Source organism: Pedobacter paludis (genome assembly GCF_003173575.1).
Lineage (GTDB): Bacteria > Bacteroidota > Bacteroidia > Sphingobacteriales > Sphingobacteriaceae > Pedobacter > Pedobacter paludis.
In genome coordinates, this window is sequence record NZ_QGNY01000002.1 from 475,960 (window position 1) to 502,507 (window position 26,548).

Annotated in this window: 27 protein-coding genes; 6 read left to right on the forward strand and 21 right to left on the reverse strand. The window is 37.3% G+C overall.

The genetic code is table 11. From position 1 onward, the window contains the following. Nucleotides 1-6: 6 nt before the first annotated feature. From DF947_RS06575 to DF947_RS06585, 3 genes are all read left to right on the forward strand, one after another. Nucleotides 7-1,044 (forward strand): HlyD family secretion protein, encoded by a 1,038-nt coding sequence (locus DF947_RS06575; RefSeq protein ID WP_109928905.1) that lies wholly within the window; start codon nucleotides 7-9, stop codon nucleotides 1,042-1,044. Between the two features lie 8 nt (nucleotides 1,045-1,052). Continuing rightward, nucleotides 1,053-2,600, forward strand: coding sequence for a DHA2 family efflux MFS transporter permease subunit (locus DF947_RS06580; protein WP_109928906.1), 1,548 nt, complete (start codon nucleotides 1,053-1,055; stop codon nucleotides 2,598-2,600). A 401-nt stretch (nucleotides 2,601-3,001) separates the two neighbouring features. Beyond that, nucleotides 3,002-5,587, forward strand: a complete 2,586-nt coding sequence (locus tag DF947_RS06585) for a phosphoenolpyruvate carboxylase (RefSeq protein WP_109928907.1) — start codon at nucleotides 3,002-3,004, stop codon at nucleotides 5,585-5,587. 254 nt (nucleotides 5,588-5,841) lie between these two features. Here DF947_RS06585 and DF947_RS06590 read toward each other — a convergent pair whose 3' ends face one another. The 5 genes from DF947_RS06590 to DF947_RS06610 all read right to left on the reverse strand — a co-directional run bounded on the left by DF947_RS06590 (nucleotide 5,842) and on the right by DF947_RS06610 (nucleotide 11,680). Continuing rightward, nucleotides 5,842-6,090, reverse strand: coding sequence for a DUF6952 family protein (locus tag DF947_RS06590; protein ID WP_109928908.1), 249 nt, complete (start codon nucleotides 6,088-6,090; stop codon nucleotides 5,842-5,844). Beyond that, nucleotides 6,090-6,398, reverse strand: a complete 309-nt coding sequence (locus DF947_RS06595) for a thioredoxin family protein (RefSeq protein WP_109928909.1) — start codon at nucleotides 6,396-6,398, stop codon at nucleotides 6,090-6,092. The genes DF947_RS06590 and DF947_RS06595 overlap by 1 nt, the downstream gene beginning before the upstream one ends. A 14-nt stretch (nucleotides 6,399-6,412) precedes the next feature. After that, the gene (locus DF947_RS06600; protein ID WP_025141704.1) at nucleotides 6,413-7,045 is read right to left on the reverse strand and encodes a peroxiredoxin; all 633 of its coding nucleotides are present in this window, start codon (nucleotides 7,043-7,045) and stop codon (nucleotides 6,413-6,415) included. An 811-nt stretch (nucleotides 7,046-7,856) separates the two neighbouring features. Further along, nucleotides 7,857-10,250 (reverse strand): S9 family peptidase, encoded by a 2,394-nt coding sequence (locus tag DF947_RS06605; protein ID WP_167398002.1) that lies wholly within the window; start codon nucleotides 10,248-10,250, stop codon nucleotides 7,857-7,859. A 245-nt stretch (nucleotides 10,251-10,495) separates the two neighbouring features. Continuing rightward, nucleotides 10,496-11,680: a hypothetical protein gene (locus tag DF947_RS06610; RefSeq protein WP_109928910.1), complete on the reverse strand. Its 1,185-nt coding sequence runs from the start codon at nucleotides 11,678-11,680 to the stop codon at nucleotides 10,496-10,498. A gap of 274 nt (nucleotides 11,681-11,954) precedes the next feature. Between DF947_RS06610 and DF947_RS06615 the strand changes: the two genes are divergently transcribed. After that, a complete protein-coding gene (locus DF947_RS06615; RefSeq protein WP_109928911.1) occupies nucleotides 11,955-12,482 on the forward strand; it encodes a YfiT family bacillithiol transferase in 528 nt (175 codons plus the stop codon). A 48-nt stretch (nucleotides 12,483-12,530) separates the two neighbouring features. On the opposite strand, the gene DF947_RS06620 is transcribed toward DF947_RS06615, so the two are convergent. The 7 genes from DF947_RS06620 to DF947_RS06650 all read right to left on the reverse strand — a co-directional run bounded on the left by DF947_RS06620 (nucleotide 12,531) and on the right by DF947_RS06650 (nucleotide 17,404). Further along, entirely contained in the window at nucleotides 12,531-13,250 is a 720-nt protein-coding gene (locus tag DF947_RS06620) for a heavy-metal-associated domain-containing protein (RefSeq protein ID WP_109928912.1), read from the reverse strand. Between the two features lie 183 nt (nucleotides 13,251-13,433). After that, nucleotides 13,434-14,258, reverse strand: coding sequence for a 4,5-DOPA-extradiol-dioxygenase (ygiD, locus tag DF947_RS06625; RefSeq protein WP_109928913.1), 825 nt, complete (start codon nucleotides 14,256-14,258; stop codon nucleotides 13,434-13,436). 209 nt (nucleotides 14,259-14,467) lie between these two features. Further along, nucleotides 14,468-15,028 (reverse strand): helix-turn-helix domain-containing protein, encoded by a 561-nt coding sequence (locus tag DF947_RS06630; RefSeq protein WP_109928914.1) that lies wholly within the window; start codon nucleotides 15,026-15,028, stop codon nucleotides 14,468-14,470. Then, a complete protein-coding gene (locus DF947_RS06635; RefSeq protein WP_158526237.1) occupies nucleotides 15,028-15,531 on the reverse strand; it encodes a DUF3347 domain-containing protein in 504 nt (167 codons plus the stop codon). Before DF947_RS06635 ends, DF947_RS06630 begins: the two co-directional genes overlap by 1 nt. 5 nt (nucleotides 15,532-15,536) lie before the next feature. After that, nucleotides 15,537-16,349: a hypothetical protein gene (locus tag DF947_RS06640; RefSeq protein ID WP_109928916.1), complete on the reverse strand. Its 813-nt coding sequence runs from the start codon at nucleotides 16,347-16,349 to the stop codon at nucleotides 15,537-15,539. 2 nt (nucleotides 16,350-16,351) lie between these two features. Continuing rightward, nucleotides 16,352-16,888, reverse strand: coding sequence for a heavy-metal-associated domain-containing protein (locus DF947_RS06645; protein WP_109928917.1), 537 nt, complete (start codon nucleotides 16,886-16,888; stop codon nucleotides 16,352-16,354). A gap of 111 nt (nucleotides 16,889-16,999) precedes the next feature. Continuing rightward, nucleotides 17,000-17,404, reverse strand: a complete 405-nt coding sequence (locus tag DF947_RS06650; RefSeq protein WP_109928918.1) for an HYC_CC_PP family protein — start codon at nucleotides 17,402-17,404, stop codon at nucleotides 17,000-17,002. A 94-nt stretch (nucleotides 17,405-17,498) separates the two neighbouring features. Between DF947_RS06650 and DF947_RS06655 the strand changes: the two genes are divergently transcribed. Both DF947_RS06655 and DF947_RS06660 read left to right on the forward strand, forming a co-directional pair. Continuing rightward, a complete protein-coding gene (locus DF947_RS06655) occupies nucleotides 17,499-18,197 on the forward strand; it encodes a peptidylprolyl isomerase (protein WP_109928919.1) in 699 nt (232 codons plus the stop codon). Then, complete coding sequence (locus tag DF947_RS06660; RefSeq protein WP_109928920.1) at nucleotides 18,197-18,964, forward strand: exodeoxyribonuclease III; 768 nt, start codon at nucleotides 18,197-18,199, stop codon at nucleotides 18,962-18,964. Before DF947_RS06655 ends, DF947_RS06660 begins: the two co-directional genes overlap by 1 nt. 120 nt (nucleotides 18,965-19,084) lie before the next feature. On the opposite strand, the gene DF947_RS22190 is transcribed toward DF947_RS06660, so the two are convergent. The 9 genes from DF947_RS22190 to lpxD form a co-directional block, all read right to left on the reverse strand. Beyond that, nucleotides 19,085-19,243: a hypothetical protein gene (locus tag DF947_RS22190; RefSeq protein ID WP_158526238.1), complete on the reverse strand. Its 159-nt coding sequence runs from the start codon at nucleotides 19,241-19,243 to the stop codon at nucleotides 19,085-19,087. 10 nt (nucleotides 19,244-19,253) lie between these two features. Beyond that, on the reverse strand, nucleotides 19,254-19,814 hold the full coding sequence (locus tag DF947_RS06665) for a 5-formyltetrahydrofolate cyclo-ligase (RefSeq protein ID WP_109928921.1): 561 nt from the start codon (nucleotides 19,812-19,814) through the stop codon (nucleotides 19,254-19,256). 398 nt (nucleotides 19,815-20,212) lie between these two features. Beyond that, nucleotides 20,213-20,773, reverse strand: coding sequence for an elongation factor P (gene efp / locus DF947_RS06670; protein ID WP_109928922.1), 561 nt, complete (start codon nucleotides 20,771-20,773; stop codon nucleotides 20,213-20,215). Between the two features lie 119 nt (nucleotides 20,774-20,892). Beyond that, the gene (efp, locus tag DF947_RS06675; RefSeq protein WP_109928923.1) at nucleotides 20,893-21,453 is read right to left on the reverse strand and encodes an elongation factor P; all 561 of its coding nucleotides are present in this window, start codon (nucleotides 21,451-21,453) and stop codon (nucleotides 20,893-20,895) included. A gap of 601 nt (nucleotides 21,454-22,054) precedes the next feature. Next, nucleotides 22,055-22,669 (reverse strand): ABC transporter ATP-binding protein, encoded by a 615-nt coding sequence (locus DF947_RS06680; RefSeq protein WP_109928924.1) that lies wholly within the window; start codon nucleotides 22,667-22,669, stop codon nucleotides 22,055-22,057. A gap of 21 nt (nucleotides 22,670-22,690) precedes the next feature. After that, a complete protein-coding gene (locus tag DF947_RS06685) occupies nucleotides 22,691-23,161 on the reverse strand; it encodes a GNAT family N-acetyltransferase (RefSeq protein WP_109928925.1) in 471 nt (156 codons plus the stop codon). Between the two features lie 69 nt (nucleotides 23,162-23,230). Beyond that, nucleotides 23,231-24,016, reverse strand: a complete 786-nt coding sequence (gene lpxA / locus DF947_RS06690; protein WP_025141731.1) for an acyl-ACP--UDP-N-acetylglucosamine O-acyltransferase — start codon at nucleotides 24,014-24,016, stop codon at nucleotides 23,231-23,233. Next, nucleotides 24,016-25,428 carry a bifunctional UDP-3-O-[3-hydroxymyristoyl] N-acetylglucosamine deacetylase/3-hydroxyacyl-ACP dehydratase gene (locus tag DF947_RS06695; protein WP_109928926.1) on the reverse strand — a complete coding sequence of 471 codons (1,413 nt, stop codon included), beginning with the start codon at nucleotides 25,426-25,428 and terminating at the stop codon, nucleotides 24,016-24,018. The genes lpxA and DF947_RS06695 overlap by 1 nt, the downstream gene beginning before the upstream one ends. Further along, complete coding sequence (gene lpxD, locus DF947_RS06700; protein ID WP_109928927.1) at nucleotides 25,418-26,494, reverse strand: UDP-3-O-(3-hydroxymyristoyl)glucosamine N-acyltransferase; 1,077 nt, start codon at nucleotides 26,492-26,494, stop codon at nucleotides 25,418-25,420. Before lpxD ends, DF947_RS06695 begins: the two co-directional genes overlap by 11 nt. Between the last annotated feature and the right edge of the window lie 54 nt (nucleotides 26,495-26,548).

The window sequence follows — 26,548 nt, forward strand, 5'->3', positions numbered from 1 at the left end:
ACAGCAATGACAACTGAAAAGAAAAAAAAGAACATAGTAGTACCCATCATTTTAGGTGTTTTACTAGTAATAGGTGTAATCTTCGGGGTTACAGAATGGAATTATTATAGCAAACACGTAGATACGGATGATGCTCAGATTGATGGTGATATCAGTCCTGTTGTTGCTCGTGTTGGCGGTTATGTAAAAGACATTAGTTTTGAAGAAAATACGCATGTAACCGAAGGCCAGATTTTGGTTAAGTTAGATGATAACGATTATAAAGTGAAGTTAGAGCAAGCCCAGTCTGGCCAAAAAGGCGCTAGCGCCGGCGTTGGTGTTGCTCAGTCTCAAATTATAGCAACCCAGGCAAATACAAGTACAGCAAAAGCCAATGTTGCGGCGGCAAGAGTTAAGTTAAACTTAGCAAACAAAGACTACGCACGTTATGCAAACTTGGTTAAAGACGGATCAATTACACAACAAGCTTTCGACCAGGCTAAGGCGACTTTAGAATCGGCTCAGGCCGCATTCCAAGCAGCACAAGATCAATATACGGCTGCGGTAAAACAAGTTGGTACTACTGAATCGCAGCTGGCGGTAAGCAGTAACGTAATTAGCCAGCGCCAAAGCGATATCGACTTTGCCAAACTTCAATTGTCTTACACGGACATTAAAGCACCAGCAACCGGAATTGTTTCTAAGAAAAATGTTCAAAAAGGACAATTGGTTCAAGCTGGTCAATCTTTGTTCTCCGTAGTTAATGATGGCAGCATTTATGTAACGGCTAACTTTAAAGAAACACAATTAGAGAAAATAAAATCTGGATCAAAAGTTGAAATCGAGGTTGATGCTTATCCCGAAGAAAAAATTCAAGGTGAAGTGTATAACTTCTCTCCAATTACTGGCGCAAAAGGATCTTTATTACCTCCAGATAATGCAACTGGTAACTTCGTTAAAGTTGTTCAACGTATTCCAGTAAAAATCAAAATTCATCCATCAAAAGAAATGTTAGCCAAACTACGTCCAGGAATGAGCGTTAAAGCTTCTGTTTCTACTAACTAATATTTAAAATGGCCGAAGTAGGTTTTAAAAAATGGATTATTACGTTTACGGTAATCACAGCCTCGTTATTGGAGCTGATTGATACAACCATCGTAAACGTAGCTATTCCACAAATACAAGGAAACCTTGGCGCTACCTTAGAGGATGTCGCCTGGTTATCCACAGGTTATGCCGTCGCAAACGTAATCATTCTGCCTATGTCGGGCTGGTTGGGGAGTCGTTTCGGGCGTAAAAATTATTTCTTAACCTCCATTATCGTCTTTACACTGGTTTCATTTTTATGCGGAAACGCAACATCATTAAACGAGCTAATTTTATTTAGGGTTATTCAGGGTTTGGCCGGCGGTGGTTTAATTTCTACTGCTCAAGCCATTCTTATAGAAACCTGGCCTCGCGAAGATGTGGGTATAGCCACGGCTTTATTTGGTTTAGGTGCAGTTGTTGGACCAACTGTTGGACCAACAATTGGTGGTTATATTTTAGAAATAGCCGATTGGCCTTGGATCTTTTATGTAAATATTCCCGTCGGAATCCTCGCCGCGTACTGTACCATAACCTTTATTCGAGAGACGCCCAAGGATGGGCAAGGTAAGCCTGTTGATTGGTGGGGAATTGGTTTATTGGCCATTGCAGTTGGTAGCTTACAAACCTTATTGGAAAAAGGCGAAAGCGAAGATTGGTTTTCAACCCCATACATTACTGCATTGGCTGTAACTTCTATTTTTGGATTGCTGTTATTTATCTGGAGAGAAACGAGTACCGATCACCCAATTGTGAATCTAAAAATCATGAAGAAAAGAAGCTTCTCTATCGGGATGTTTACTTCCTTTATATTAGGATTTGGTTTGTACGGTTCAGTATTCGTTTTCCCGGTTTTTGCTCAGAATCTTTTAGGTTTTACGCCTTTACAAACGGGTAAGCTCTTTATTGCGGGCGGGATTTGTACAATTTCCATGATGCCGTTTATTGGTATAATGCTTAAAAAAGGCGTTCCAGCGCAGTTTATGGCCACAGGAGGGATGTTTTTATTCTTCGTTTTCTGCTGGATGTTGAGTAAATCTACCCTTGCATCGGGCACCGGAGATTTCTTCTGGCCACTGGTAATTAGAGGATTCGGAATGGCTTTGCTATTCGTGCCATTAACCACCTTGGCAATGCAAGATTTATCCGGACCGGAAATTGGTCAGGGATCTGGATTGAACAATATGAGTAGACAATTAGGGGGATCTTTCGGAATCGCTGCGTTAACTACATTAATCCACATCAGGGCAGGATTTCATAGAAGTAACCTATTGAGCAACATTAATGAATATAATCCGGCTTTTACCGGCAAGTTAAACGGATTGATCCACAACTTTATGGCTAAAGGCTCATCATTTATAGATGCAAGACTTATGGCCATGAAAGCGATTGAAGGATCGGTAATTAAACAGACCATGTTGCTAACCTATAACGATGCATATTGGGTTGCCGGGTTGATCATGTTGTTCTCAATACCTTTACTGTATCTGCAGAAATTTAAGAAGGGCGCAAAGATTGTTACCGATGCGCATTAAAACTTAAAGTAATAATAGATTATAAATTACAAGTTGGATGCCTAGGTGTCCAACTTTTTTTTGCCAAAGAATCAAAGAGGTTTCTTCAAAGAGAAATTAAGCTTTAGATGCTTTGTCGATTCTTCAATAACATTGAGCCAAAAAGCTTAAAATTCAGCACAAAATTGGCCAAAAATAAAAACAGCCGGTGTATTTTATTACATCGGCTGTTTTAACCCAAAAAATTAACAATCAATGCAATGCCCTTAAACATTGCAAATGTTCTTATTCAAGTATCAAATACCCAAATAAGATTCTAAAATTAAAATATATTCTACAATTTTCCAAATTGTAAGGCCTAGAATTTTAATAGCTTACGCATTTTTTGTAGTATTACCGTATACAAAACTATTGCTTAAGCCATGCCTAAACTTCGTTTAACAACACAACGAGAATCTATTTTTAATAATGAGGTTATCTCAAAATTCGAACTGTTTAATAGTCTTTTTTTAACCCTCCCTTTTTATAAAATTAAGGATACAGGCACATTACTGCCATTATTCTTTAAAAGTTGCGAAGAAGGAATTGCAAACGGACAAAAGCCGGCTCAAATTATTGAGGAGTTTTTTGCGAAGTACACCAGCTATAAAGACAGAAAAGATATTGTTGATCTGCTCTTCCGTTTTATTCAATATATAGAGCGCCAAGTTGTGCTTTTTGATGCCGTAGAAGATGCTTCTTTTACCAAGTTAAACACTACAGATGAGCAAAGTACGCTTGCTTTCATCTTAAAAAAGAATGCCGATAACAAACCAATGTTGGCAAAAATTGAAAAGCTTATTGATGAACTTTCTCTGCGTTTGGTTTTAACCGCCCATCCAACCCAATTTTATCCCGGAAGCGTACTCGCAATCATCACCGATTTAACCAAAGCCATAAGAGATAACGACATCACATCGATGAATTCTCTTTTACAGCAGTTGGGTAAGACGCCGTTTTTCAACAAAAAATCGCCAACACCGGTAGACGAAGCTTTAAACTTAGCATGGTTTTTAGAAAACACATTTTATTTCGCCGCAGCAAATATTCAAGAAGAGATCGATCAGAATTTGGATGAATATAACCTTGAAACTAAAAAGATTTTAGAACTGGGCTTTTGGCCAGGTGGCGATAGAGATGGAAATCCGAATATTCACTCTGAAACCACTTTAGAAGTTTCTAAAATGCTGCGTCAGATTTTATTCCGTTGTTATTATCGCGATTTTAGAGTAATTAAGCGACGCATTACCTTTAGAGGTGTAGAAGAAAACATTGCGCACTTACACGATGTACTTTATAAAAATGCCTTCGATCAAACATGCGAATTACATGATATTTCCGACGAGTTAAGAGAAAATCTTAACAAGATAAAAGATACATTATTGGCTGAGCACGATGGTTTATTTGTGGATTTGGTAAACGATTTAATCCGCAAAATTGATTTATATGGAAATTATTTTGCTTCGCTTGATATTCGTCAGGATAGTAGGGTTTTAAGAAGCGTACACGAATATTGTCGCCAGAATAAACCAATCTCTTCATTATATCCGGCAGATTATGATAAACTTTCTGAAGCCGAAAAACTGAAATTGATTTCCTTTAAAGAAGCTACCATCGTTTATGCCACCGAAGCAGATTCCTTAACGAAAGACACCATTGAAGTTATAAAAGAGATAAAAGGAATCCAGAAACGTAACGGAGAAAAAGCCTGCCATAGGTTCATCATCAGTAATTGTCAGCAGGCAAGTGATATTCTTCAGTTAATTGAGCTTTTTCTTTGGAACGGTTGGAGCAAGGAAGCCTTAACGATAGATTTTGTTCCGCTTTTTGAAACTGTTAATGATTTAAAGGGAGCTGCGGAGATTATGGATATTCTGTATAGCAACCCATTTTACAAAGCACATCTGGCTAGTCGGGGAAATAAACAAGATATTATGCTTGGTTATTCTGACAGTACAAAAGATGGTGGTTATTTAATGGCAAACTGGTCTATTTTTAATGGCAAAACATCTTTATCTGCCGTTTCTGCCAAACATAATATTCAATTGGCATTTTTCGATGGGCGTGGTGGTCCGCCAGCTCGCGGGGGAGGTAAAACGCATCGTTTTTATGCTTCAATGGGTAAGGAAATTGCAAATAAGAACATGCAGTTAACCGTTCAGGGGCAAACCATCAGTTCTCAATATGGCTCAATAGAAAGCGCCGAATTTAATATAGAACAACTTATTAATGCAGGACTTACTTCCGGCTTAAAAGAGAAACACAATATTCTTTTGGATGCGGAAAATAAAGCCTTGCTCGATGAAATGGCAGAAGAAAGTTATAAAGCTTTTGTCGATTTGCGTGAGCATCCACTTTTTGTTAGTTATCTAGAAAAATTATCGCCGCTTAAATTATTGTCTCAGGCAAATATTAGCAGTCGCCCGGTAAAAAGAAATGGCGGAGGCGAAATGAAACTGGAAGATTTAAGGGCAATTAGTTTCGTTACGGCTTGGAGTATGTTAAAACAAAACGTTCCTGGTTTTTATGGAATGGGATCAGCTTTAAGAACACAAGAAAAAGCAGGCAACTGGAATAAAGTGGTAAAGGTTTACGAGGATTCGGATTATTTAAAAACGATTGTTGATAACTGTATGATGAGCATGAGCAAATCAGATTTCGTAATTACAGCACATTTAGCAGGAGATAAGGAATTTGGTGCCTTTTGGACTCAACTACACGATGAATTCGAGTTAACCAAAGAGATGCTATTAAAACTCTCAGGACAAGAAACTTTAATGGCGAATTATCCTGTAGATAAAAAATCAATCGCAACACGAGAAAGAATTATTTTACCATTGGTGTTGATTCAGCATTTTGCTTTAGAAAAACTTCAGCACGATCAAAATGAAAAAGATCAGCATGCTTTGGAAAAATTAGCCGTTAGAACGGTTTTCGGTATTGTAAATGCAGGAAGGAATTTGGCTTAGAATTTGGCGATTAAAAACCTCGCAGGTTTTCAAAACTGCAAGGTTTAAATAGACTTAAGGTTTGTGTCCTCACAGACCTTTTTTTATATATGCCTTACACGGTCGTAATTGCGAGGCACGAAGCAATCCTACAACGATCGCTAATTCAGCGCATTAAGATTGCTCCGAGCCTCGCAATGACAGAATGCCTAAATAACAAAAAACCCTTTGCAAAAACTGCAAAGGGTTTATATTGTGAAATTCAGATTAAGAAATTATCTATCAATCGAACCCATTACTTTCTGGCCGAAAGCATTTAGCGCATCTTTTTCAACCGCTCCATCACTTACCATTTGATGCACTTCTAATGCACCACAGATATTGGTAATCATTTCGCCTGCAACATCAACTTCGTGCTCGCTAACGCCTCTAAATTCGCAGAATGCCTCCAAAACTTCTAAAGTAGTCTCTAACTGAGCAGGAGTTGTGTTTTGAAATAATTGTCTTATAACCGGAATCTTCATTACTTTATTTTATTAAATAGTTCAATTAAACCTTCTGCTTTGTTGGTTTGAACCTGGTCTACCAAATTACCACCATCAAAAGCTGCGAACGTTGGTAAATTATCAACGTTTGCAAATTTGCGTGAATTTGGAAGTTTCTCGGCATCAACAATTAAGAAAGCTACATCTTCGTTTTCAGTAGCTAATTTTTTAAACTTCGGTTTCATGATTCTGCAGTTACCGCACCACGACGCAGCGTACTGAACCATAACTTTCGAGTTATCGGCCAAATACTGTTGAAGATTATCTTCTGTTAATTCTAAAAACATAATGTTTTGTTTAATTAGTTAGCGGCTAAATATTCAGCAACGCCTGTTCTGTTTGCGTTCATCGCTTCTTTTCCTTCTTCCCAGTTTGCAGGACAAACTTCGCCATGTTTTTGAACATGAGCATAAGCATCAATTAAACGTAAATATTCTTTAACGTTTCTGCCCAATGGCATATCGTTAACACTTTCATGAAAAACTTTACCAGTTTCATCAATTAAGTATGTAGCTCTGAAAGAAACATTTGAACCAGAGAAAGATTCGTTTCCTTCTTCATCGTAATTAACTTCCTGGTCTAAAATATCTAAAATTCCAGATAACTGTCTGTGTGTATCTGCCAAAATTGGATAAGTAACACCTTCAATACCACCGTTATCTTTTGGTGTATTTAACCAAGCGAAGTGAACTTCGTTCGTATCGCATGATGCACCAATTACAATTGTATTTCTTTTTTCAAATTCAGGTAATGCAGCTTGGAAAGCGTGTAGTTCTGTAGGGCAAACGAAAGTAAAATCTTTTGGATACCAGAATAATAAAACTTTACTGTTTTTATTTACCGCTTCTTCAAATACATTGATTTTTAAGTCATCACCCATGTCTGACATTGCATCTATACTAACACTTGGAAATTTTTTGCCTACTATTGCCATAATTTTTGTCTTTAATTTTGTACCGCAAAGGTACGGCGAAATCAATTGCCAATCAACCCAGATTTATTAATTGTTAATTGTATTTATTGATGTTAATATAGTTAAAAACTATAATCTTTAATTAATGTATAAAATTTTACTATTTAATTATTTGTAAATGAACGGAAGATGCTTTTGGGCACTGAAGCCCCGCCATTCGTTGCAATCTTTTTGGTTTGTACAACAAAAAGTATTTCCACTACTGTCGAGTTTAATTAATAACCGCCTGTAATTCTTGGGGTAATCTTAAATGCAAGTTGCCCTTTCGGCTAAAGCCTAATGATTTAATTTTTTATACCGTTGGTTGAAACCGGCAAAGAACTACAGGGTGCATTTAAAATTAATTCATTTAATTCTGCCATGCTTTAATTGGTCGAAATCAAGCGCAAAAAATTTCAAGATGCTTTTGTAGGGACGATTTTGAATTTCATTGCCGTCATGCTTCAGCCGACGGGAACTTAACAGAAACCTGTGGTTCTTGGGTAATTTTAAATGCAAGTTGCCCTTTCGGCTAAAGCCTAATGATTTAATTTTTTATTCCGTTGGTTGAAACCAACGGCAAAGAATCACAAAATGCTTTCCAAGCACTTAGATTTTACTTAATTGCGCTCGTGCTTCAGTTAAAATCAACGGCGAGGAACTGTAAGGTGCTATCTCTTCGGCAGGAACCTTGCCCTTTTCTAAGCATCAGGGTTTTATTTCATTGCCATCATGCTTCAGCCGAAGGGAACAAAAAATCCCTCTAAATTTTCATCAAGAGGGATTCAAAATTCTATTTCTTCAATGTATTTTCATACAGCTTAAAAATCCTTTTATACTCATCCGTCCAGCTGCTTGGCTCAACAAAACCATGATCTTCAACAGGGAAAACCGCAAGTTCCCAATTGTTTTTTCCGAGTTCTATAAATCGCTGTGTTATTCGAACGATATCCTGAAAATGAACATTTACATCAACCATTCCGTGTGCTATTAATAAGTTTCCTTTAAGTTTATCTGCAAAGTAAATGGGAGAGCTTTGTTTGTATGCAATCGGATCATTAAAAGGTTCGTTTAAAATGTTGGATGTATAACCATGATTATAATGTGCCCAATCGGTAACGGAGCGTAATGCGGCACCACTCGTAAATACATCCGATTCGTTAAACATCGCCATTAGGGTAATGAAACCACCGTAAGAACCTCCATATAAACCTACATGTTTGGGATTTACGCCATACTTCTCAACCAGAAATTTAACACCATCGGCCTGATCGGTTAAATCCTTTCCGCCCATGTGGCGATAAATTCCTGTACGGAAATCTCTACCATAGCCAGAACTTCCTGTATAATCAATATCAATTACGGTGTAACCATTATCAGCCAATAAATTATTAAACATAAACTCGCGGAAGTAGGTACTCCAGCCAAAGTGAACATTTTGTAAATAACCTGCTCCGTGAACAAAAACAACCGCTGGGTGATTTGGGTGAGGATTGTCTGATTTATAAACCCTTGCATAAACATCGGTACCATAACGGTTTTTAAAAGTAACCATATCTGGTTGGCGCCATTTATAAGAATTAAATTCTGCCGATGTAGACTGTGTAATTTTTACTGCTTTTGCGCCGGGTTTACTTGGCTGTAAGTACAATTCGGCAGGTTTATCCATAAAAGAATAATTAATGGCAACCCATCTTTCATCAGGAGAAAGCGTAATGTCGTTTAAGCCCTTCATACTGGTTATTTGAATGGGCTCCCCTCCATTTACTCCAATTTTAAAAAAGTTGGTAATGCCAGGATGTTCTTTATTCGCCGTAAAATAAAAAGTGGTTTTATCCTTAGAAAGCCTTAAGGTTTGTACTTCCCATTTTCCCGTGGTCAGTTGCTTTTTCTCGCCACTTGAAATGTTGGCTACATATAGGTGCGAATATCCTGTTGCTTCGCTTTGATAATAAAAACGATTGTTATCTATCCAGCCTGTACTGCCTTGAAAAAAGCCACTTATTCCAGGCCCACCAATCCAAGCTTCATCACGCTGACGATCAATTAAAGAAAGTTTTCCAGTGGATGCATCAAGCTTTAAAATCCAGCGATCTTTGTTATCAATTGAAGTGGCTACCAAAACTCCCGTAGTTCCATTCTCATTCCAAACAGGACCGAAAAAATTTACCGGTCTATCTTCGTTTTTCTTTTTAATCGCCTCTAGTTCCTTTGGGTAATCTTTGTAAAAATCTGGCAGATCTTTTATCCCCGGAATGGTAGAAAGTTGGATAGAATATATCGAGTCTTTTTGTGTATCGTAAATAAATCCTTCCGAAATGTTTTCATTCTCACCAACCTTGGTACGGCCTGGAATATCTTCAGTATAACCAGAAGCAGTTACGTAATTCGGAACGATGGTACTGTGGTTGTTTAATGCCGGCGTAGTAAGTTTATAAGTAATATAATGCCCATCTGGACTTATCGTTACCGCATTAAGAAATTTGTCGTCTGCGTAAATTTCCTTAAGTGATTTTGTATCGCCAGTTGGAGCACCAAAACGACCTCTTCCACCTCCAGCGCCTCTTGCACCACCCCTTATTTCTGCATTTCTCTTTTTAATGATATCAAAAAGTTCTGTCTGCTCGGCCTTTAACCATTTATCCTGATCAGTTAACGGTTTCATTTCAGGCCTGTTTGCTTTTTTGCCTTTTACAAAATTTGTAAGCTGTTTGGTTTCTGCCGATTTAAGATTTACCTCATAAAGATTATCGCCCAGTTGATAAACAACATCACCATTAGTTAAGAAAACAGGATTGCTTTCTCTTTCCATCGTATTGGTTAAACGGATTTCTTTATTTGTTTTGAAATTTTGCAAGTAGATGTCGCCTCCTTTTTCAATTAGGCCTAAAGAATTATCTTTATTATAAATAAAATTAGTGGCCAATAATTTCTCATCTTCTTTATCTACAGCTTTAACCGGTTTAGCAGAAGCAATTGAAATTTTATATAATTCTTCCTTTGGCTTGTTTTCTGGATTCCAATTAAAGTAAACGGTTTTGCTATCAGCTGTCCAACGGTAATTTGTTGGTGCAATACCCATCCATTTTGGGTCTCGCATAATTTTTTCTACAGTTAATGGAGCAATTTGTTGTGCAAAAGAATATTCTACTGCAAAAATCGAAAGGAAAAGTAAATATTTCTTCATGAATTTTAGTTTGGGTATCGCAATTTAATTATTAGGATACCGAAATTCATCAGGAAATGGAAATGTTACAACGCCTCGCCCCATCAAAGGATTTGCTCTGGCCTTTATTTTACGTCACGCTCCTAAAAGAGAGGGATTTTTTACACTATAAGTAAATTCGATAGGTTTAAATAAAGGCCAAGTCTCCTTCTCTTAGAAGAGGAAGACACTGCTCGGTAAATAACCTCTGTCTTTCATAGGGTGGGTTATCTAATTACCCTCCCGGTTTTATCGACATTTACATCATCGAAAGGCTTTAGATATTCATTGATGATTACTGAAAATTCCCTACGCGTAAGATTTTTGTTCAGATCGTATTTGCTGGAAAACTTATAGCTTTTGTTCCATTTTTTCTGAAGCTCTGTTTTTGTAGCTTCTGCAGATTTGTTGCCTACATACGAAACAAGAGATATTGTATTTTCTAAATTGATGGGAATATTTTGATGATCATCAAACCAGATTTGAGCTTTATAGTAATAGTCTTTTAGCGGTTGCTTAATCTCATCGTAAGTAACCTTAACTTCCGGATTAAAATAAGCTTTACCACCTTTAATTTCAGCCTTTAAAATACCGGTAACGCCTATTTTTTGAATGGCTAACCAATTAGAATCTACCGCTTTAATATCCTCAAAAGGCATTAAAGCGAGCTTATAACTTAAAAGCTCACCTTGAATTCGCTTAAGGTTTGATAAACTTGTTTTAGTTTCGAAAAAGGCAGCATAGGCTGCGGTTGCACCGGCGGCTTGCCCAAGTTCTATATTCCCTGGCGGGATAAACAATAAATTTTCCTGATTGGGAATGAGCAAATTATATAAGGAAAGGTATCGAGGTTCTGAAGCGGAGATGCCAGCAACTGTTGTTCTGTATAAGTTTTTGTTATAACTTAAAATTTCAGTTTCAACCGAAGCAAGTGTTTTAATTTTCAAGGCACTTAAGAGCTTTGTAGGATCATCAACCAAAACCAGGATTTTGGATTTTAAACTTTGGCCGTTTGCCAGCTTAAGTTCCCATCCGTTTCCAGAACGACTAATTTCTGTATACTGCACATTATGAATCACGTTTAAATAGGTAGTACTATCTATCATTTTTTTCACCTCCTTGCCTTTAACCTTTGAAGTTGTTTCTCCTAATTGAGCTAACTTTTTAGCCTCCCATATGGTTAAGTTTTTATAGAGTTTTTGTACCTCAGCAGATTTAGTTGAGCCTGATTTCTGACCTGTAAATCCCTGAACCTGTGTTAAGATTACTGTTCTAACCCCAGATTTGTAAGACTGCATTCCTGCCGCTAAAGCCGCATCGCCATTTCCAATTACCAGCACATCTGTTTTAATGGTTTGGGCTCGGGTAATCAGCGGAATCAAGAATGCGAAAACAAAAAACAATTTCTTCATTTGCGAAATTTAAATTTTAATGCAATATGCTTTAAATGAATGAATTTTTAATGAAATGGACGTATTTTAACTAAATTTAATTGAACATGCAAGAGATTTCGTATCAGTTTAACAGCTCATTTCTTTTACATTCCTTAAATGATAAATAACAGGCCTAATAAATATGATTGGAAAAAATACATGCCCAGAATAAAGGCATAAATTTTCTTTGGTTTTTGTGTTTCCGTGGCAAAAACATTTTTCCTTATTCTTATAAAAAACCTATTTTGCCTATATGGATTTAGAACAACTAAAATACCCGATTGGTCAGTTTTTGATGCCCGAAATTTTTAATGAACAACAAGCAAAAATCTGGATTGCTGAAATTGAACAATTGCCTGAACAGATCAAAAGTGCAACTGAAAATCTAAGCGACGATGAATTAAATCAAACTTATCGTCCCGGTGGCTGGACACTTAGGCAAGTAGTTCACCACATTCCAGACAGCCACATGAATGCTTATATCCGCTTTAAGCAAGCCATAACGGAAGATCTTCCAATCATCAGACATTATTTTGAAGAACGCTGGGCGGAAACCGAAGAGGCAAAAAATGGCGATATCCAAATGTCTATTGCGTTATTGGCAAGTTTGCATCAGCGATGGGTAGCTTTCCTTAAAACATTAAAGATCGAAGATTATAAAAGAAAATATATTCATCCTGCACACGGCAAAGAACATACGTTGGCAAACATGTTAGGTATGTACGCATGGCATGGGAAACACCACTTGGCGCATATTAAAAACACGATTTCGAAGACCTAACCTTATATTTTCTTAAATTCCAAAACAGGTTAAATCCTAATGAAGAATCTACATCAGCACCAACATCGCGGCGCTCATTGCAATCATAATTGCGTCTTCAACAATGGTAACAGTGCTCATGGGTAAATTAAAAACGGCACCAAGGCAAGCGCATTGAATCTTTTTCTTGTTCAAAACACTTTCCAATACGCCTAAAATGCTCACCGTCATTACAATTAAGGTAACCCAATTTACAATTGCGAGCGATAAATTAAGCACAAAACTTAAACCCAATCCGAGTTCAATAAAAGCATATAAATAGCCCCATGTGCTAAATTTTTTGGCTACTAGATCGTACATGGCATAACTTTCGGCAAAAGCTTTTAAGTTTAGCAGTTTAAAAAAGGAAAAAGTTAGGAAGAACCCTGCCATGAAAACTCGCATGAAAGTCATGAAGTTTATGGCATTATTTTGCCAAGAAACCACCAGCGAAATTGCGGTAACATAACCGAAAATCAACAAGATCGGTTTGTATGTTTCGGCCCAAGATTTAGTTTCTTCAAGTGCCTCGCTATTTGCTGTTGTAGCGATCTGATATTTACTATCTTTTCCTCCGAGCGCTTGTTGAAACTTGTCTATCCCAATATGTTTATCCATGCCAATTGTTGCAGAATTCGTGTCTTTTGAAACCTCTACGGAAGTTACATCAGGGAGAGCCAATAAATTGCTTTTAACTTTATTTTCGCAACCTCCGCAAGTCATTCCGGTAAGTTGATAGGTATGTGTCATAATTAAAACTTTAGGCAAAGTTACCTCACAGAGTAATTAATCCTGTTACAGAATAATCATAAAATGTTATAGAATTTTATTCAAAAACTGTCATGCTAAGGAGCGAAGCATCTGCAAACCATGAAACAGATGCTTCATTCCTCAGCATGACAACTTATTAACCGCTAGTGGTAAATACTGAGATTATCCCACCAATACAGAAGTCATCGTTAAAGAACCGCCAACCGCTTTATCATTAAAGAATGAAATTTCATCATTGTCGTTTGTCATCCCCAGTGTATAAATTAAAGGCAAATAATGTTCTGGTGTTGGGATTGCCAACATGGCATCGGTACCTAAATTGCGGTAATTAATTAATGGTTTATGATCGCCACTGGCAATTAAATTTTTAAACTTATCATTCATTTCGTGGGCCCAATCGTAACCCCCGCCGTTAATCATTTCCCAGCTGATCATCCTCAGATTATGAACCATATTGCCACTTCCTAAAACGAGCACGCCTTTTTTGCGCAAGGCATAAATCTCCTTAGCAATTTCGTAATGCTGTTCTGGCGATTTTGTATAATCAATGCTCAATTGTAAAACTGGAATATTTGCATCAGGATACATGTGTTTAACAACTGTCCAAGTGCCGTGATCCAATCCCCAATCATGATCTAAACCTATAGGTGTAGAATGTACCAAACCAGGTAGCTCATTTGCCAATTTAGGATCTCCCGGAGCTGGATATTGAACATCAAAAAGTGCCTGAGGAAACCCTCCGAAATCATGTATTGTGCTTGGAAAATCCATCGCAGTAACAAAAGTTCCGTGGGTATACCAATGTGCGGATACGACCAATACGGCTGTTGGAACCGGAATTTTACGAGCCAAGTCTTTCCAGCTCTGGCTAAACTCGTTGTTCTCAATTCCATTCATCGGCGATCCATGGCCAATAAATAATGTTGGCATTAAATCCGTTTGTGGCAAACGTTGAGTAAAACTTCTGAATTGAGATAATGTTGACATGGCATTGAAATTATTTCTAAAATTACATTATATCAGATTTTAAAGGCTTGATGTATGTTAAGAAAGAAGAATTGTGGTAAAGCCAATTATTTTTCATTATTATCCGTTGATTGAAGTTAAGGGCAATGAGCGTAACCAATCGAAATGTTAAAGCTCTAATTTTTGAACGCTTTGCTATTCCTTGCCCTCAGTTTGAAACTGACGGAACTTTAAATCTCATCCAGCGTTTTTCGCTTATCAACAGTTTCTCCTTTATAGGCAGACGGCGTTAAACCTGTAACTTTTTTAAATTGAGAAGAGAGATGCGCAACGCTGCTGTAATTTAACTGAAAAGCAATTTCGCTTAAAGTGAGTTCGCCATAAGTAAGCATTTCTTTGGCTTTCTCTATTTTTTGAGCAATGAAATATTTCTCGATAGTCTGGTTCTCCATCTCAGAAAAAATTGAGCTCAAAGTAGAGTACTCTAAATTTAAATGCTTGCTTAAGTAAGAAGAAAGATTAATTTTTAACGGCTCTCTGGTATAATGAACCAAATTAATTATTGTAGTTTTTATTTGTTCGGCTATTTGGGTTTTTTTATCCTCCAACAATTCAAAACCAAAATGACTTAGTTTTTGAGCGATGTTTATTTTATCATCTGCAGAAATATTTTCTGATAAAGAAACTTCACCCAGTTCAACAGAAATAGGGTTAAAGCCAAGCTTTTCCAGCTCAGCCTTAACCACCATTTTGCAACGGTTGCAAACCATATTTTTGATGTGCAAGATCATTACTTAGCTTTGATTGTTTCAGCAACATCGCCGCATTCGAACATCATGCTTCCGTAATATGGGTTTTCGATGTTCTCTTTCTCGTTTAGCCAGCTCGCTTTTGCCATTGGACAATGCTGAACATAAACTGTACTTGTATTAAATTTTATTGTTCTCAGCGTTTTAATCATTGGGTAAGAAATTCCCTCAAATGCTTTTCTTTGAATTTTAATGTCTTTCGCATTTGCCAGTTCCTTTGCTTTGGCTTTGATTAGCGTAGATTGTTCCATCCAAAATTTATGCTGATCTGCAGGTAAATCTTTATGCGGCACAGCGTCAATTTTAACTACCAATGCTTTGGCCTTTGCTGTAGCCAGATCTTTTTTGTCGGATGCCAATGCATTCTTTAAATCGAAATAAGCGGTTAATACCTGATTAAATGCGCCATCAGCTTTACTTTGAGCAAAACTGATTTTTGTTGTCGCAATTGCGAGGATTGCTATAAATAAGAAAATCTTTTTCATTATTATCATTTTAAAACGTTAAAAAAATTGAACTCTGCTCTAACCAGATACATGTTTTTGGTATATCTGCCTTCCATATCGCCCGTTGCCTGAAAACGATAGCCCAAATCGATCCGCGTTTTGCTATTTAAGATCATCTGTACGGCAGGAGCTACGTCTAAATAAGATTGGCCACTACTTGGATCGGTTTTGCCGAGCAATTCTAAATATACATTAAAGTTGGGCTGTTTGTAATCTTTGTAGGTAATCGGTAAAACCAAGTATCCAGATGATAAGCTATAAGAAAGCATATTATTGGGGCGAGGCATTCCAGCAATTTGCCGAGCTTGATTTTCGAAAGCATGTGCATAACCGAGTGTTGCAGAAAGCGCTAATTTATGAAGCAGCTGAGTGAAAATTAAACCGCCCTGCATGCCACTGTTGTCCCCTTCGAGATTGATATCTTTCGTATAAGTCGGCCGTTTGCTTGTGCTTACTCTACCAAATGCCGAAGCTCTAAAATGGCTATGAGCTTCATCGAGCGATAAAAACCGATACTTTGCATATATGCTTCCGCCTTCTAAACGGTATTTTCCATCCATATCCGAAAGAAAGACCTGTGCATGTGCCATCAGGTTTTTATTGAAACCAAACATAACCTCCGGAATCGTTCTGCTTACATAGCCAGGATAATTAAACATACCTTCGTTGGTAATTCTTACGCCAATGGATTTTGTAGGCATGTTACTTGCCGGTTCTGTAAAAACATATAATTCCTGACCAGAAACAGTTATTCTGGCACAGAGAATTATCAATGCCAAAAAGAATAGCTTCTTCATCGTTAAGAAATGCTAAGGTGATAAATACGAGTTTTCTTGCCATTTATTAAACCAGTTCCGCTTGCATAAGCATCAGAATTGGCTGTTGTAGCCTGTTTTTTAAATGCAGAGCCCGATATGAAATTTTTATCAACCACGCTCGCTTTTACCGTTCCGTTTAAGGTTTTGTTTTTGGCATTAACAAAACGATAAACATTTCCATCTACAATTGCCTGGCCTTTTTCATCAACTTTTACCTGATTAAAACTAAAGCTTGCAGTTAATCCGCCAACAGAAAAACCTGCATCCTGAACTTTTTTTCGCACTAAATCCAGGTTGATATCTGCATCTTTTTTAAAGGTTAAAACGAAGATGTTTTTGTTTAAATCGGGCTTTACCGAGCTGATAAAACCTAAAGTTTCCAACGATTTCTGTGTTGCATTTGAACACATAGAGCAGGTTAAGCCTGTAACTTGTAAATCTGCCGAAGTGATTTTTTGTGCCGAAACATTAACGGCAAATAGCAGCATAATAATGCTGAATAATTTTATTGTTTTCATGATTTTTTGAATTAGAATAAACCTTATGCTATCGAGTGCTGAATTTAATTCAGAGTCTTTATAGCAAAATTAGATGCTGAAAGAAGTTCAGCATTGCGGATTTATTTAATCCTAATTCCTAAAAATACAATTGAAAATGTGGAGGGGAAGCCGAGCCGATAATGGCGGAGCTTTGTTTGCTATCTTGCTTAAAAATGCAGGAGTAATGTTAGATGCGAATTCTAAAACAGGCGGGTGCAGAAAAAGCTGAATCGAAAACAACTTCGGCATTTGAATCTGTGCCTCCGTTTGATGACTGTCCTTTACTTTAACCGTTACCTGCGTATTTTTGCAACAGCCGTCGTCTTTTTTCTTTTCAGCAGGAATATCTTTGCAGAATTTACACGAGACTTCATTGCTGAAGATCTTTACATTTTCTAGTTTGCCACCACAAAAATGTAAGCTTAAAGCCAAACCCATAACACTAACCGTGTAAAATACGGCCAAAGAAAGTGCTATTTTTTGTTTTAACTTCATCTTTACAAAGGTAAAGCAAAAAAAATCGAATTGCTTAGGTATTTATTTATTCAATTTCATTTTTTAACTTAATTTAGCCTGAAACACTATTCTAATGAAGAAACTACTCTTAATAATTTGCACATTTTCAGTATTATCTGCCTTTGGGGCTAAGCCGAAAAATCAATATATCCGAATCAAAACCGATTTTGGAGAATGTATTGTTAAGCTTTATAATGAAACCCCACTTCATCGTGATAATTTTTTAAAACTGACAAAAGAAGGGTTTTATAATGGTACATTATTTCACAGGGTGATTAAGGATTTCATGATTCAAGGTGGTGATCCTGACTCAAGAAATGCCAAACCTGATTCGCTTTTGGGCGAGGGCGGATTAAAATATACAATCCCTGCTGAATTTAGAGATAGTTTATTCCATAAAAAGGGTGTGCTTGCTGCGGCCAGAGACAACAATCCTGAGAAAGCATCGAGCAGTTGCCAGTTTTATTTGGTGCAGGGCAAGGTTTTTACCGATGAGCAATTAAACAGTGTTGAAGAAAAGCGCTTGAAATTTAAAATACCTGAATGGCAAAGGCAGGTGTATAAGACAATAGGAGGTGCCCCACACTTAGACCGAAATTACACGGTTTACGGCGAAATTGTTCAGGGCCTGGATTTGGTTGATAAGATTGCCGCTCTTCCAACTGATAAAAATAACCGCCCAAAGCAAGATGTGAAAATGGAAATCACCATTTTGAAGAAAAGAGATGCCAAGAAGCTGGAGAAATTGTTACTGAAAGGAGATTTGAAATAATGAAAATCATTTCCTATAATGTTAATGGCATAAGGGCGGCAAGCACCAAAAATTTTTTTGGCTGGTTGCAGGCAACCAATGCCGATATGGTTTGCATGCAGGAAGTTAAAGCATTGCCTTCGCAAATCCCTGAAATTATTGGTCTGATAGAGCAATTGGGTTATCACCATTATTGGTTTCCTGCTGAGAAAAAAGGATATAGCGGTGTTGCGATTCTAACTAAAATAAAGCCAAATCATGTAGAATACGGTTGCGGAGAAGAATGGATTGATCGCGAAGGGAGAATTTTAAGAGCGGATTTTGATGACTTTTCGCTTATGAGCTTATACATGCCATCTGGATCTAGTGGCGATGAGCGCCAGGTAAAAAAGTATGAGTTTATGAGATTTTTCGATACTTATATTGGTGAGCTTCGTAAAGAATTTCCAAATTTAATTGTGAGCGGAGATTATAACATTTGCCATACTTCAATAGATATTCATAATCCAAAATCAAATGCAAACTCATCGGGTTTTTTGCCTGAAGAACGCGAATGGATGCAGTTATTTTTGGATAACGGCTTTATAGATACTTTTCGGCATTTTAACAAAGATCCGCATCATTATACTTGGTGGAGTTATCGAGCAGGTTCTAGAGGAAAAAATTTGGGTTGGCGAATCGATTATCATTTAGCAACCCGACCAATGGAGAGCCGATTAAAAAATGTGCGCATTTTGCCTGATGCAATTCATTCTGATCATTGCCCGGTTTTATTGGAAATGGATTGATTCTAAGGTTATAAGAAAGCACCATTTAGAACGAAGTGGGGAATTTTAGCCTAAAATGCGCATGGATATGCTGATTCCATAAGCTCGAAACAGGAGAAAGAACCGCAGAAAAAAAATTAATTACAAATGCTCTGCCTCGTATTTTTCACCAGCTTTTAGCATTAAATCTATCTGCTTTAAATCATCGGCCGTAAGCTCTTCTTTTTCCTGCAGTTCGAATACTGCAATCATGTTATCTTCGTATTGTTTTTCTGTTTTGATAACGATTTCCTGTGCCATGATTGCAAGCTTAAAATTTGATGGTTTCTGTTGGTGTTATGCAGTAATCCAATCGGATGTCGTGTTCATTTACATCATCGATTTTATTTATTGCAGGCGACAAAGATAAGCCTATTTTTTGAGCATTTATATTTTGAAGAAAACGGTCGTAAAAGCCCTTGCCATAACCCACTCGATAACCTAGATGATCAAAAGCCAGCAAAGGAACTAAAATCATATCTACTTCGCCATTATGAAGAATTCCTTTTTGTGGCTCTAAAATATTGTACAGATTCTTTTTTAAATCATCAATGCCCAAATATTCATGGTGTGTCATTAATGCGGTTTCAAAATCGGCTTTTGGAACAATAATTTTAATTTCCGGATGGTTTTCTGCCAACCATTCGATTAAAAGAAAGGTATTTGGTTCTTTCTTTTCTTCAATAGGTAAAAAGATGTGCAAGGTATTTACCAAGCTGAAATCTAGTGCAATAAATTGATGCAACAATCCCTTGTTCAGCGATCCATATTCTTCATCGCTAATGGCTAATCTATCTTTTAAAGCTTGTTTTCTGATTTCGGATTTTAGCATAATCAAAGTTAGGTATTTATATCAACTTGGACGGAGCTTGTTTCTTGCAGGGGCAATTGAAAATTTTAGTAACAAATGTAATCCCATATATAAGATTTGCATCTCTATCTAGCTAGGTCAAAGCATTGTATACCCGTTCCACTTCAATCCGGCCTAACAAATTTTTCGGGCTCCACCATCAACGCTAAACCACTGACTTCAACAGAAAAATTTTCAGCCGGCAATTTTTGTTTCTTTTTGTTGCCAAAAAGCCTGTCTTGCTAAGACAAATAAACACCCCGTCCTGCGGACACCCCTCTAAAAGAGGGGAAAGTGCAAAGCGCAGAATTTATCCTGCTACCACCAACAAAAAAGCCCTTGAATTCATTTTCAAGGGCTTTTTTTAAAATTTTTATAAATTATTTTACACGCTCAACATATTCGCCTGTGCGGGTATCAACTTTAATTTTATCGCCTTGGTTTACAAACATTGGCACCTTAACCTCAACACCGTTTTCCAATGTTGCCGCTTTTAATGCATTTGTAGAAGTATCGCCTTTAACAGCTGGTTCAGAATAGGTAATTTCAAATTCAGCAAAGTTTGGCAACTGACCCATAATCGCCTCTTCGCTTTCCATAGAAACGATAACACTCATACCTTCTTTTAAAAATTTGATTGCCGAACCGAACAACGATTTTTCTACATTATATTGCTCGTAAGTATTGTTGTCCATCACGACCAAATAATCGCCTTCTTCGTATAAATATTGATAATCGTTAGTTTCAACGCGACAAATTTCAACAGCCTCGTCTGTGTTCATACGAGCCTCAACAATTCTGCCCGATTTAATGTTGCGAAATTTACCAGTGTAAAAAGCGCCGCCTTTACCTGGTGTACGGTGATTCCATTCGTCGACAGTAACCAACTCGTTGTTTACACGCAGGATGTTACCTGTTTTAATTTCTGATGCTTTAGCCATATTCTGTTATCCTATCTGGATTTTATATTTCAGTTTTTTGTGACGGCAAAGGTAAAATTATTTTGGCAAAAACCTACAAAGGTTTAGGCTTAAGGTTTAGGATGTAAGGGTGTTGTAACCTACTTAACACGCTCCACGTAATCTCCGGTTTTGGTATCTACCTTAACCTTATCGCCTTGGTTAATAAATAACGGAACCCTAATTTCTGCACCACTTTCTACCGTGGCATATTTTTGTGCGCTGGTTGATGTATCGCCTTTTACGGCAGGTTCGGTATAGGTAATTTCAAGCTCAACGCTATTTGGCAATTGTGCAACAATCGGTTCCTCGCTTTCGAAAGCAATGGTAACATTCATGCCTTCCTTTAAAAACTTAATCGAACTGCCGAACAACAATTTCGGGATATTATATTGCTCGAATGTGTTATTATCCATAACAACCAAGTAATCACCATCCTCATATAAATACTGATAATCGTTGGTTTCCACTCGGCAGATCGTAACTTCTTCATCTGTACGGAAACGATATTCAACAATTTTACCGGTTTTAACGTTGCGCATACGAGCCTGATAAAAAGCCCTTAAATTGCCCGGTGTACGGTGAATATATTCTTCCACACTTACCAACTCTCCGTTAAAACGAAGTACATTTCCGCTTTTTACTTCTGATGCCTTTGCCATTAATAATTATGTTTTTTTTAAAACACCAAAGTTAAATAAAGGATTTTTGATTTGGAAAGTTCCGAAAGAATTCCTTTGGAACAAAACATGGATTAATCGGTTACTGTAGTTCCGCCTTTGCTCTATCTTTTTGTAAGAATAAAAAGTATTTCCGAACAATCGGGTTTAGATAACCTGGTTTTGTGCAAGAAACAAGAGCTGCCCTTGCAAAAACGCCTTACCGTCATTGCGAGGCACGAAGCAATCCTGCTAGGGGTTTTCATTTATGAGCGCTTTAGGATTGATTCGTAATGACGACTTTTCTAGCAAAACCTCCGTATAAAAGAAATGCCTTTGGGAACCACTCCAAAGGCATAATCAACCTAAACCTCAAACTAAACTATGAAAAATTTTTTCGCTTTTTAAAGCTGTATATTTTGTTTCCGTAAAACGGAGAAAATGATCGTTTTTCCTCTAAGAGATAAATATTAATTGTTTCTCTTTTTGGTGGTGCAAAGGTAAGAACAATTTATTAAATACAAAATAAATTTTTAAAAATATTTTTATAATACAAATAAATGACAAACAGGCCGGTACGAAAGAAGTAGGAAAGAAAGTTAATTTATTTAAAATCAGCTATTTGAATCTGTTTATCACAGAATTCATACTCTTGAATTTGATTAGAACCAATTATAGTAAGCTTATCTTTTGTGAAATTTTCAATCAATTCGCGATACCAATTTATTCCTTGAACGTCTAAATTACTCGTTGGCTCGTCTAAAAATAGTATAGGCGAATCGGAACAGCAGGCCAAAGCAAGTTTGGTTCGCTGCTTCATGCCCGATGAAAAATATTTAATTTGTTTATTAACAGATTTTTCCAAGCCCAAAATTTTAATCAGCTTTTTAGCATCAACATCCGCAGCAAAGTTTTTAAACTTAAAATGAAAGTCGATGATTTCCTTTAATGTAAAGGTTTCAATTAGCTCAAGATATGGAGCCGCTAAGCTGATGTATTTGTAAATACTTTCAACAGGGATTTCTTTCGAATTCGAGTAGCTAATCTCACCTTCTGATGGAGTTAAACTGCCCGTAAGCACGCTTAATAACGTTGATTTTCCGGAACCGTTGGGGCCTAAAATTGCATAGCTCTCGCCAGAAATAAATTCGGCGCTAAGGTTTTTAAAAATCCATTCCTTGTTAAATCTCCTGCCTACATTGTTTAAAGCTATCTTCATTTGTTCGTATCAAGAATGGTTTCAGGTATTAAGACCGGAAAGCGATTTAGCCATGCAAACACTATTATCTACACCAATGTACTGACCATAATTTGGTATAATTTGATAGCCAACTTTTTGATATAAGGCGATTGCCTCGGGTTGCTTTTTTCCTGTTTCTAAAACAGCTTGACCAAAACCCAATTCCGTGGCCCATTGCTCCAACTCAGTTAAGATCTTTGCTGCAATACCTTGCTTTCTGTAGTCGGGATGAACAAACATCCGCTTAACTTCGGCTGCGGTTTCTGAAAGCGGTTTGATTGCACCGCAAGCTACCGGAATATTATTCTGGTAAGCAACAACAACTTCCTTAATTGCGTCAATTTTATTGTACTGAGCATAAAAAGCATGCTCTTCACCATCTCTTATCGCTAAATCTTTATCCAACAAAACAACCAATTTTTTAAAATCGGTGTGCTCTGAATTTGTTCTAATAAGCGTTAGGTCACACATGAGATTATTAAATATTTACCAAGTTAGACACAGAACAACATTAAGATTAGGTTTTACTTCCTACCTTAACTAGCTTCCCATTCCGAAACCCTTCATTACACCGCGATTAGAGTTGCGAATGAAATCTACAATCTCATCACGAATCTCAGTTGGTTTGAATTCGGCCTCAATCATATCTAAGGCTTTGGTTACGTTATTGTGCTTTACAAAAAGTACACGGTAAATTTCTTGGATTTCATCAATCTGTTCGTTTGTAAACCCTCTTCTACGCAAGCCTACGGAGTTAATTCCAGCGTAAGAAAGTGGCTCACGAGCCGCCTTAACATATGGAGGAACATCTTTACGAACCAATGAGCCGCCTGTTACAAAAGCATAAGAACCAACTTTAACAAATTGATGGATAGCCACCAAGCCTGCTAAAACAACATTGTTTCCAATAGTAATGTGGCCAGCTAAGGTTGTACTGTTAGAGAAAATGCAGTTATTGCCAACTTCGCAATCATGCGCTATGTGAGAATAAGCCTGGATTAGGCAATTGCTTCCAATGGTTGTTTTCCATTTGTCTTTGGTACCACGGTTAATGGTAACACACTCTCTAATTGTTGTATTATCACCAATTTCTGCAGTTGTGATTTCACCTGCAAACTTAAGATCCTGAGGTTCTCCAGAAATTACAGCTCCTGGAAAAATACGGCAGTTTTTACCGATACGAGCGCCATCCATAATGGTTACGTTAGAACCAATCCATGTTCCTTCGCCAATCACAACATCTTTGTGTATCACAACAAAAGGTTCGATTACCACGTTTTCGGCAATTTTTGCCTGAGGATGTATATATGCTAAAGGTTGTATCATTATTGAGCGGGTTCTGCTTGTTTAATTTTTGAAATTTGGGCCATCATTTCGGCTTCGACAACAATTTTCTCCCCAACCATTCCTACACCTTTCATTTGGGCAATGCCCCGTCTAATCGGTTCTAGTAAATCGCAACGGAAAACAATCGTATCGCCAGGTAAAACCTGGGCTCTAAAACGCACGTTATCAATCTTTAAAAAGTAAGTTAAGTAATTTCTTGGATCTGGTACGGTACTGAGTACAAGAATACCTCCAACCTGAGCCATTGCTTCGATTTGGATTACGCCGGGGAAAACGGGCGCACCAGGAAAATGTCCTTTAAAAAACTCTTCGTTCATGGTTACATTCTTAACGCCCACAACGTGGTTTTTAGAAAGTTCCAAAATTTTATCTACAAATAAAAACGGTTGACGGTGAGGCAAAATGTCCATTATCTGAACAACGTCGTATAATGGTTTTGCACTTGGATCGTAAACCTTTTGTATTTTTTTATTTTTCTCTTTTTTTATTGCTGCTTTAATCTTTTTGGCAAAAGCAACATTTGCCGCATGTCCGGGACGGGCCGCCATAATGTGACCCTTTAAGTGCATACCAACCAAAGCTAAATCGCCAATCATATCTAACAATTTATGACGGGCAGGCTCGTTTTGGTAACGCAATTCCATGTTATTTAAAATACCCTGAGGCGCAACATCAATATCTTTGCGATTAAACAGTTTGGCAAGATGGCTTAATTCATCCTTTGTTACTTCTTTATCAACAATAACAATGGCATTATTTAAATCTCCGCCCTTTATTAAATTGTGCGATAACTGATATTCCAATTCGTGCAGGAAACAGAAGGTACGGCAAGAGGCAATTTCTTTTTTAAATTCTGCAATGGTATTAATGCCTGCATGTTGGCTGCCTAAAACAGGAGAGTTGTAATCTATCATACAAGTAAAACGGTAGTCATCCAAAGGCATGGCTACAATTTCTACTTTTCTATCTGCTTCAGTGTACGTAATGTTATGAGGAATGGTAAAATACTCCCGATCTGCATTTTGTTCAATACTACCAACTTCTTCAAGTAAATCTATAAATTGGATAGAGCTGCCATCCATAATTGGGGTCTCGGGCCCATCTAATTGGATTAAAACATTATCAAGGTCCATTCCAATTAACGAGGCCATAACATGCTCTACCGTGCTAACGCTTGCGCCGTTTTGAGTAAGTGTTGTACCTCGAGAAGTATCGGTTACGTTATCTGCATCAGCATCAATCATTGGATGACCATCCAAATCAACACGCTGAAATTTAAAGCCATGATTTTCTGGCGCAGGGCAAAAAGTAAGGGTAACATTTGCTCCGGTATGTAAACCAACTCCAGATACAGATGTTTCTTTTTTAATCGTTTTTTGTCTAACGTTCATTTTGTATTGTATTCTTTTCCAACTCAGATGTAAGTCTTTTTATTTCTTCTTCGAGCGTATTTATTCTCTTTTCTACATCTGGGAGATGTTTAAAAATTACAGATGCACGCATCCAGTTCCTTAAAGGTTGTGCTGGGCTACCATGCCATTGTTTATTTTCTTCGGTAATGTTAAAGTTTAATCCTGCTTGGGCACCAATTTGAGTGCCTTTTGCAAGTGTTAAATGGCCAGCAATACCAACTTGCCCTCCAATAACGCTATTTGGCCCTACTTTAGTACTTCCAGAAACGCCAGACTGTGCCGCTAAAACGGTGTTTTCGCCGATTTCTACGTTGTGCGCAATCTGAATTAAATTATCAATTTTTGCCCCTTTTTTTACAATTGTTGATCCCATTGTGGCACGATCAACCGCAGTATTGGCACCAATTTCAACATCATCTTCTATAATAACGTTTCCTATTTGAGGGATTTTATTGTATGTGCCATCTTTTTGTGGTGCGAAACCAAAACCATCACTGCCGATAACGGTATTGGCGTGGATAATTACGCGAGCCCCAATAATAGAATTGTGATAAATTTTTACACCGGGATAAAATGTAGAGTTTTCTCCAATTTTTGAATCTGCACCGATAAAAGTTTGCGTATTTATTTTGCAACCATCAGCGATTTGAACATTTTCGCCAACATAAGCAAATGCATCTATAAAAACATTTTTGCCAATTTTTGCGGATGGATGAACAAAAGCCAATTTATCGATTCCAGATTTTGCAGTTTGCGCATTAACAGCCTCATTGTACTTGTCTAAAAGAATAGTAAAAGCGCTATAAGGATTATCTACACGAATAAGTGTGCTGCTGTAATCTTGGGTTGGATTAAAATCTTTTGAAACGATAACTACCGATGCCTGAGTAGAATACAAAAAGTTTTCATACTTCGGATTAGAAAGAAAAGACAAGGAGCCTTCTTTACCATCTTCTATTTTAGAGAGTTCGGTTACGGCTACATCGGGGTTACCATCAATGGAACCATTTAAAAACTCGCTTATCTGCTTGGCAGTAAATTGCATCGTACAAAGGTAAATGTTAAATTGATATGAACAAAAAAACCTACATAGGTTAAT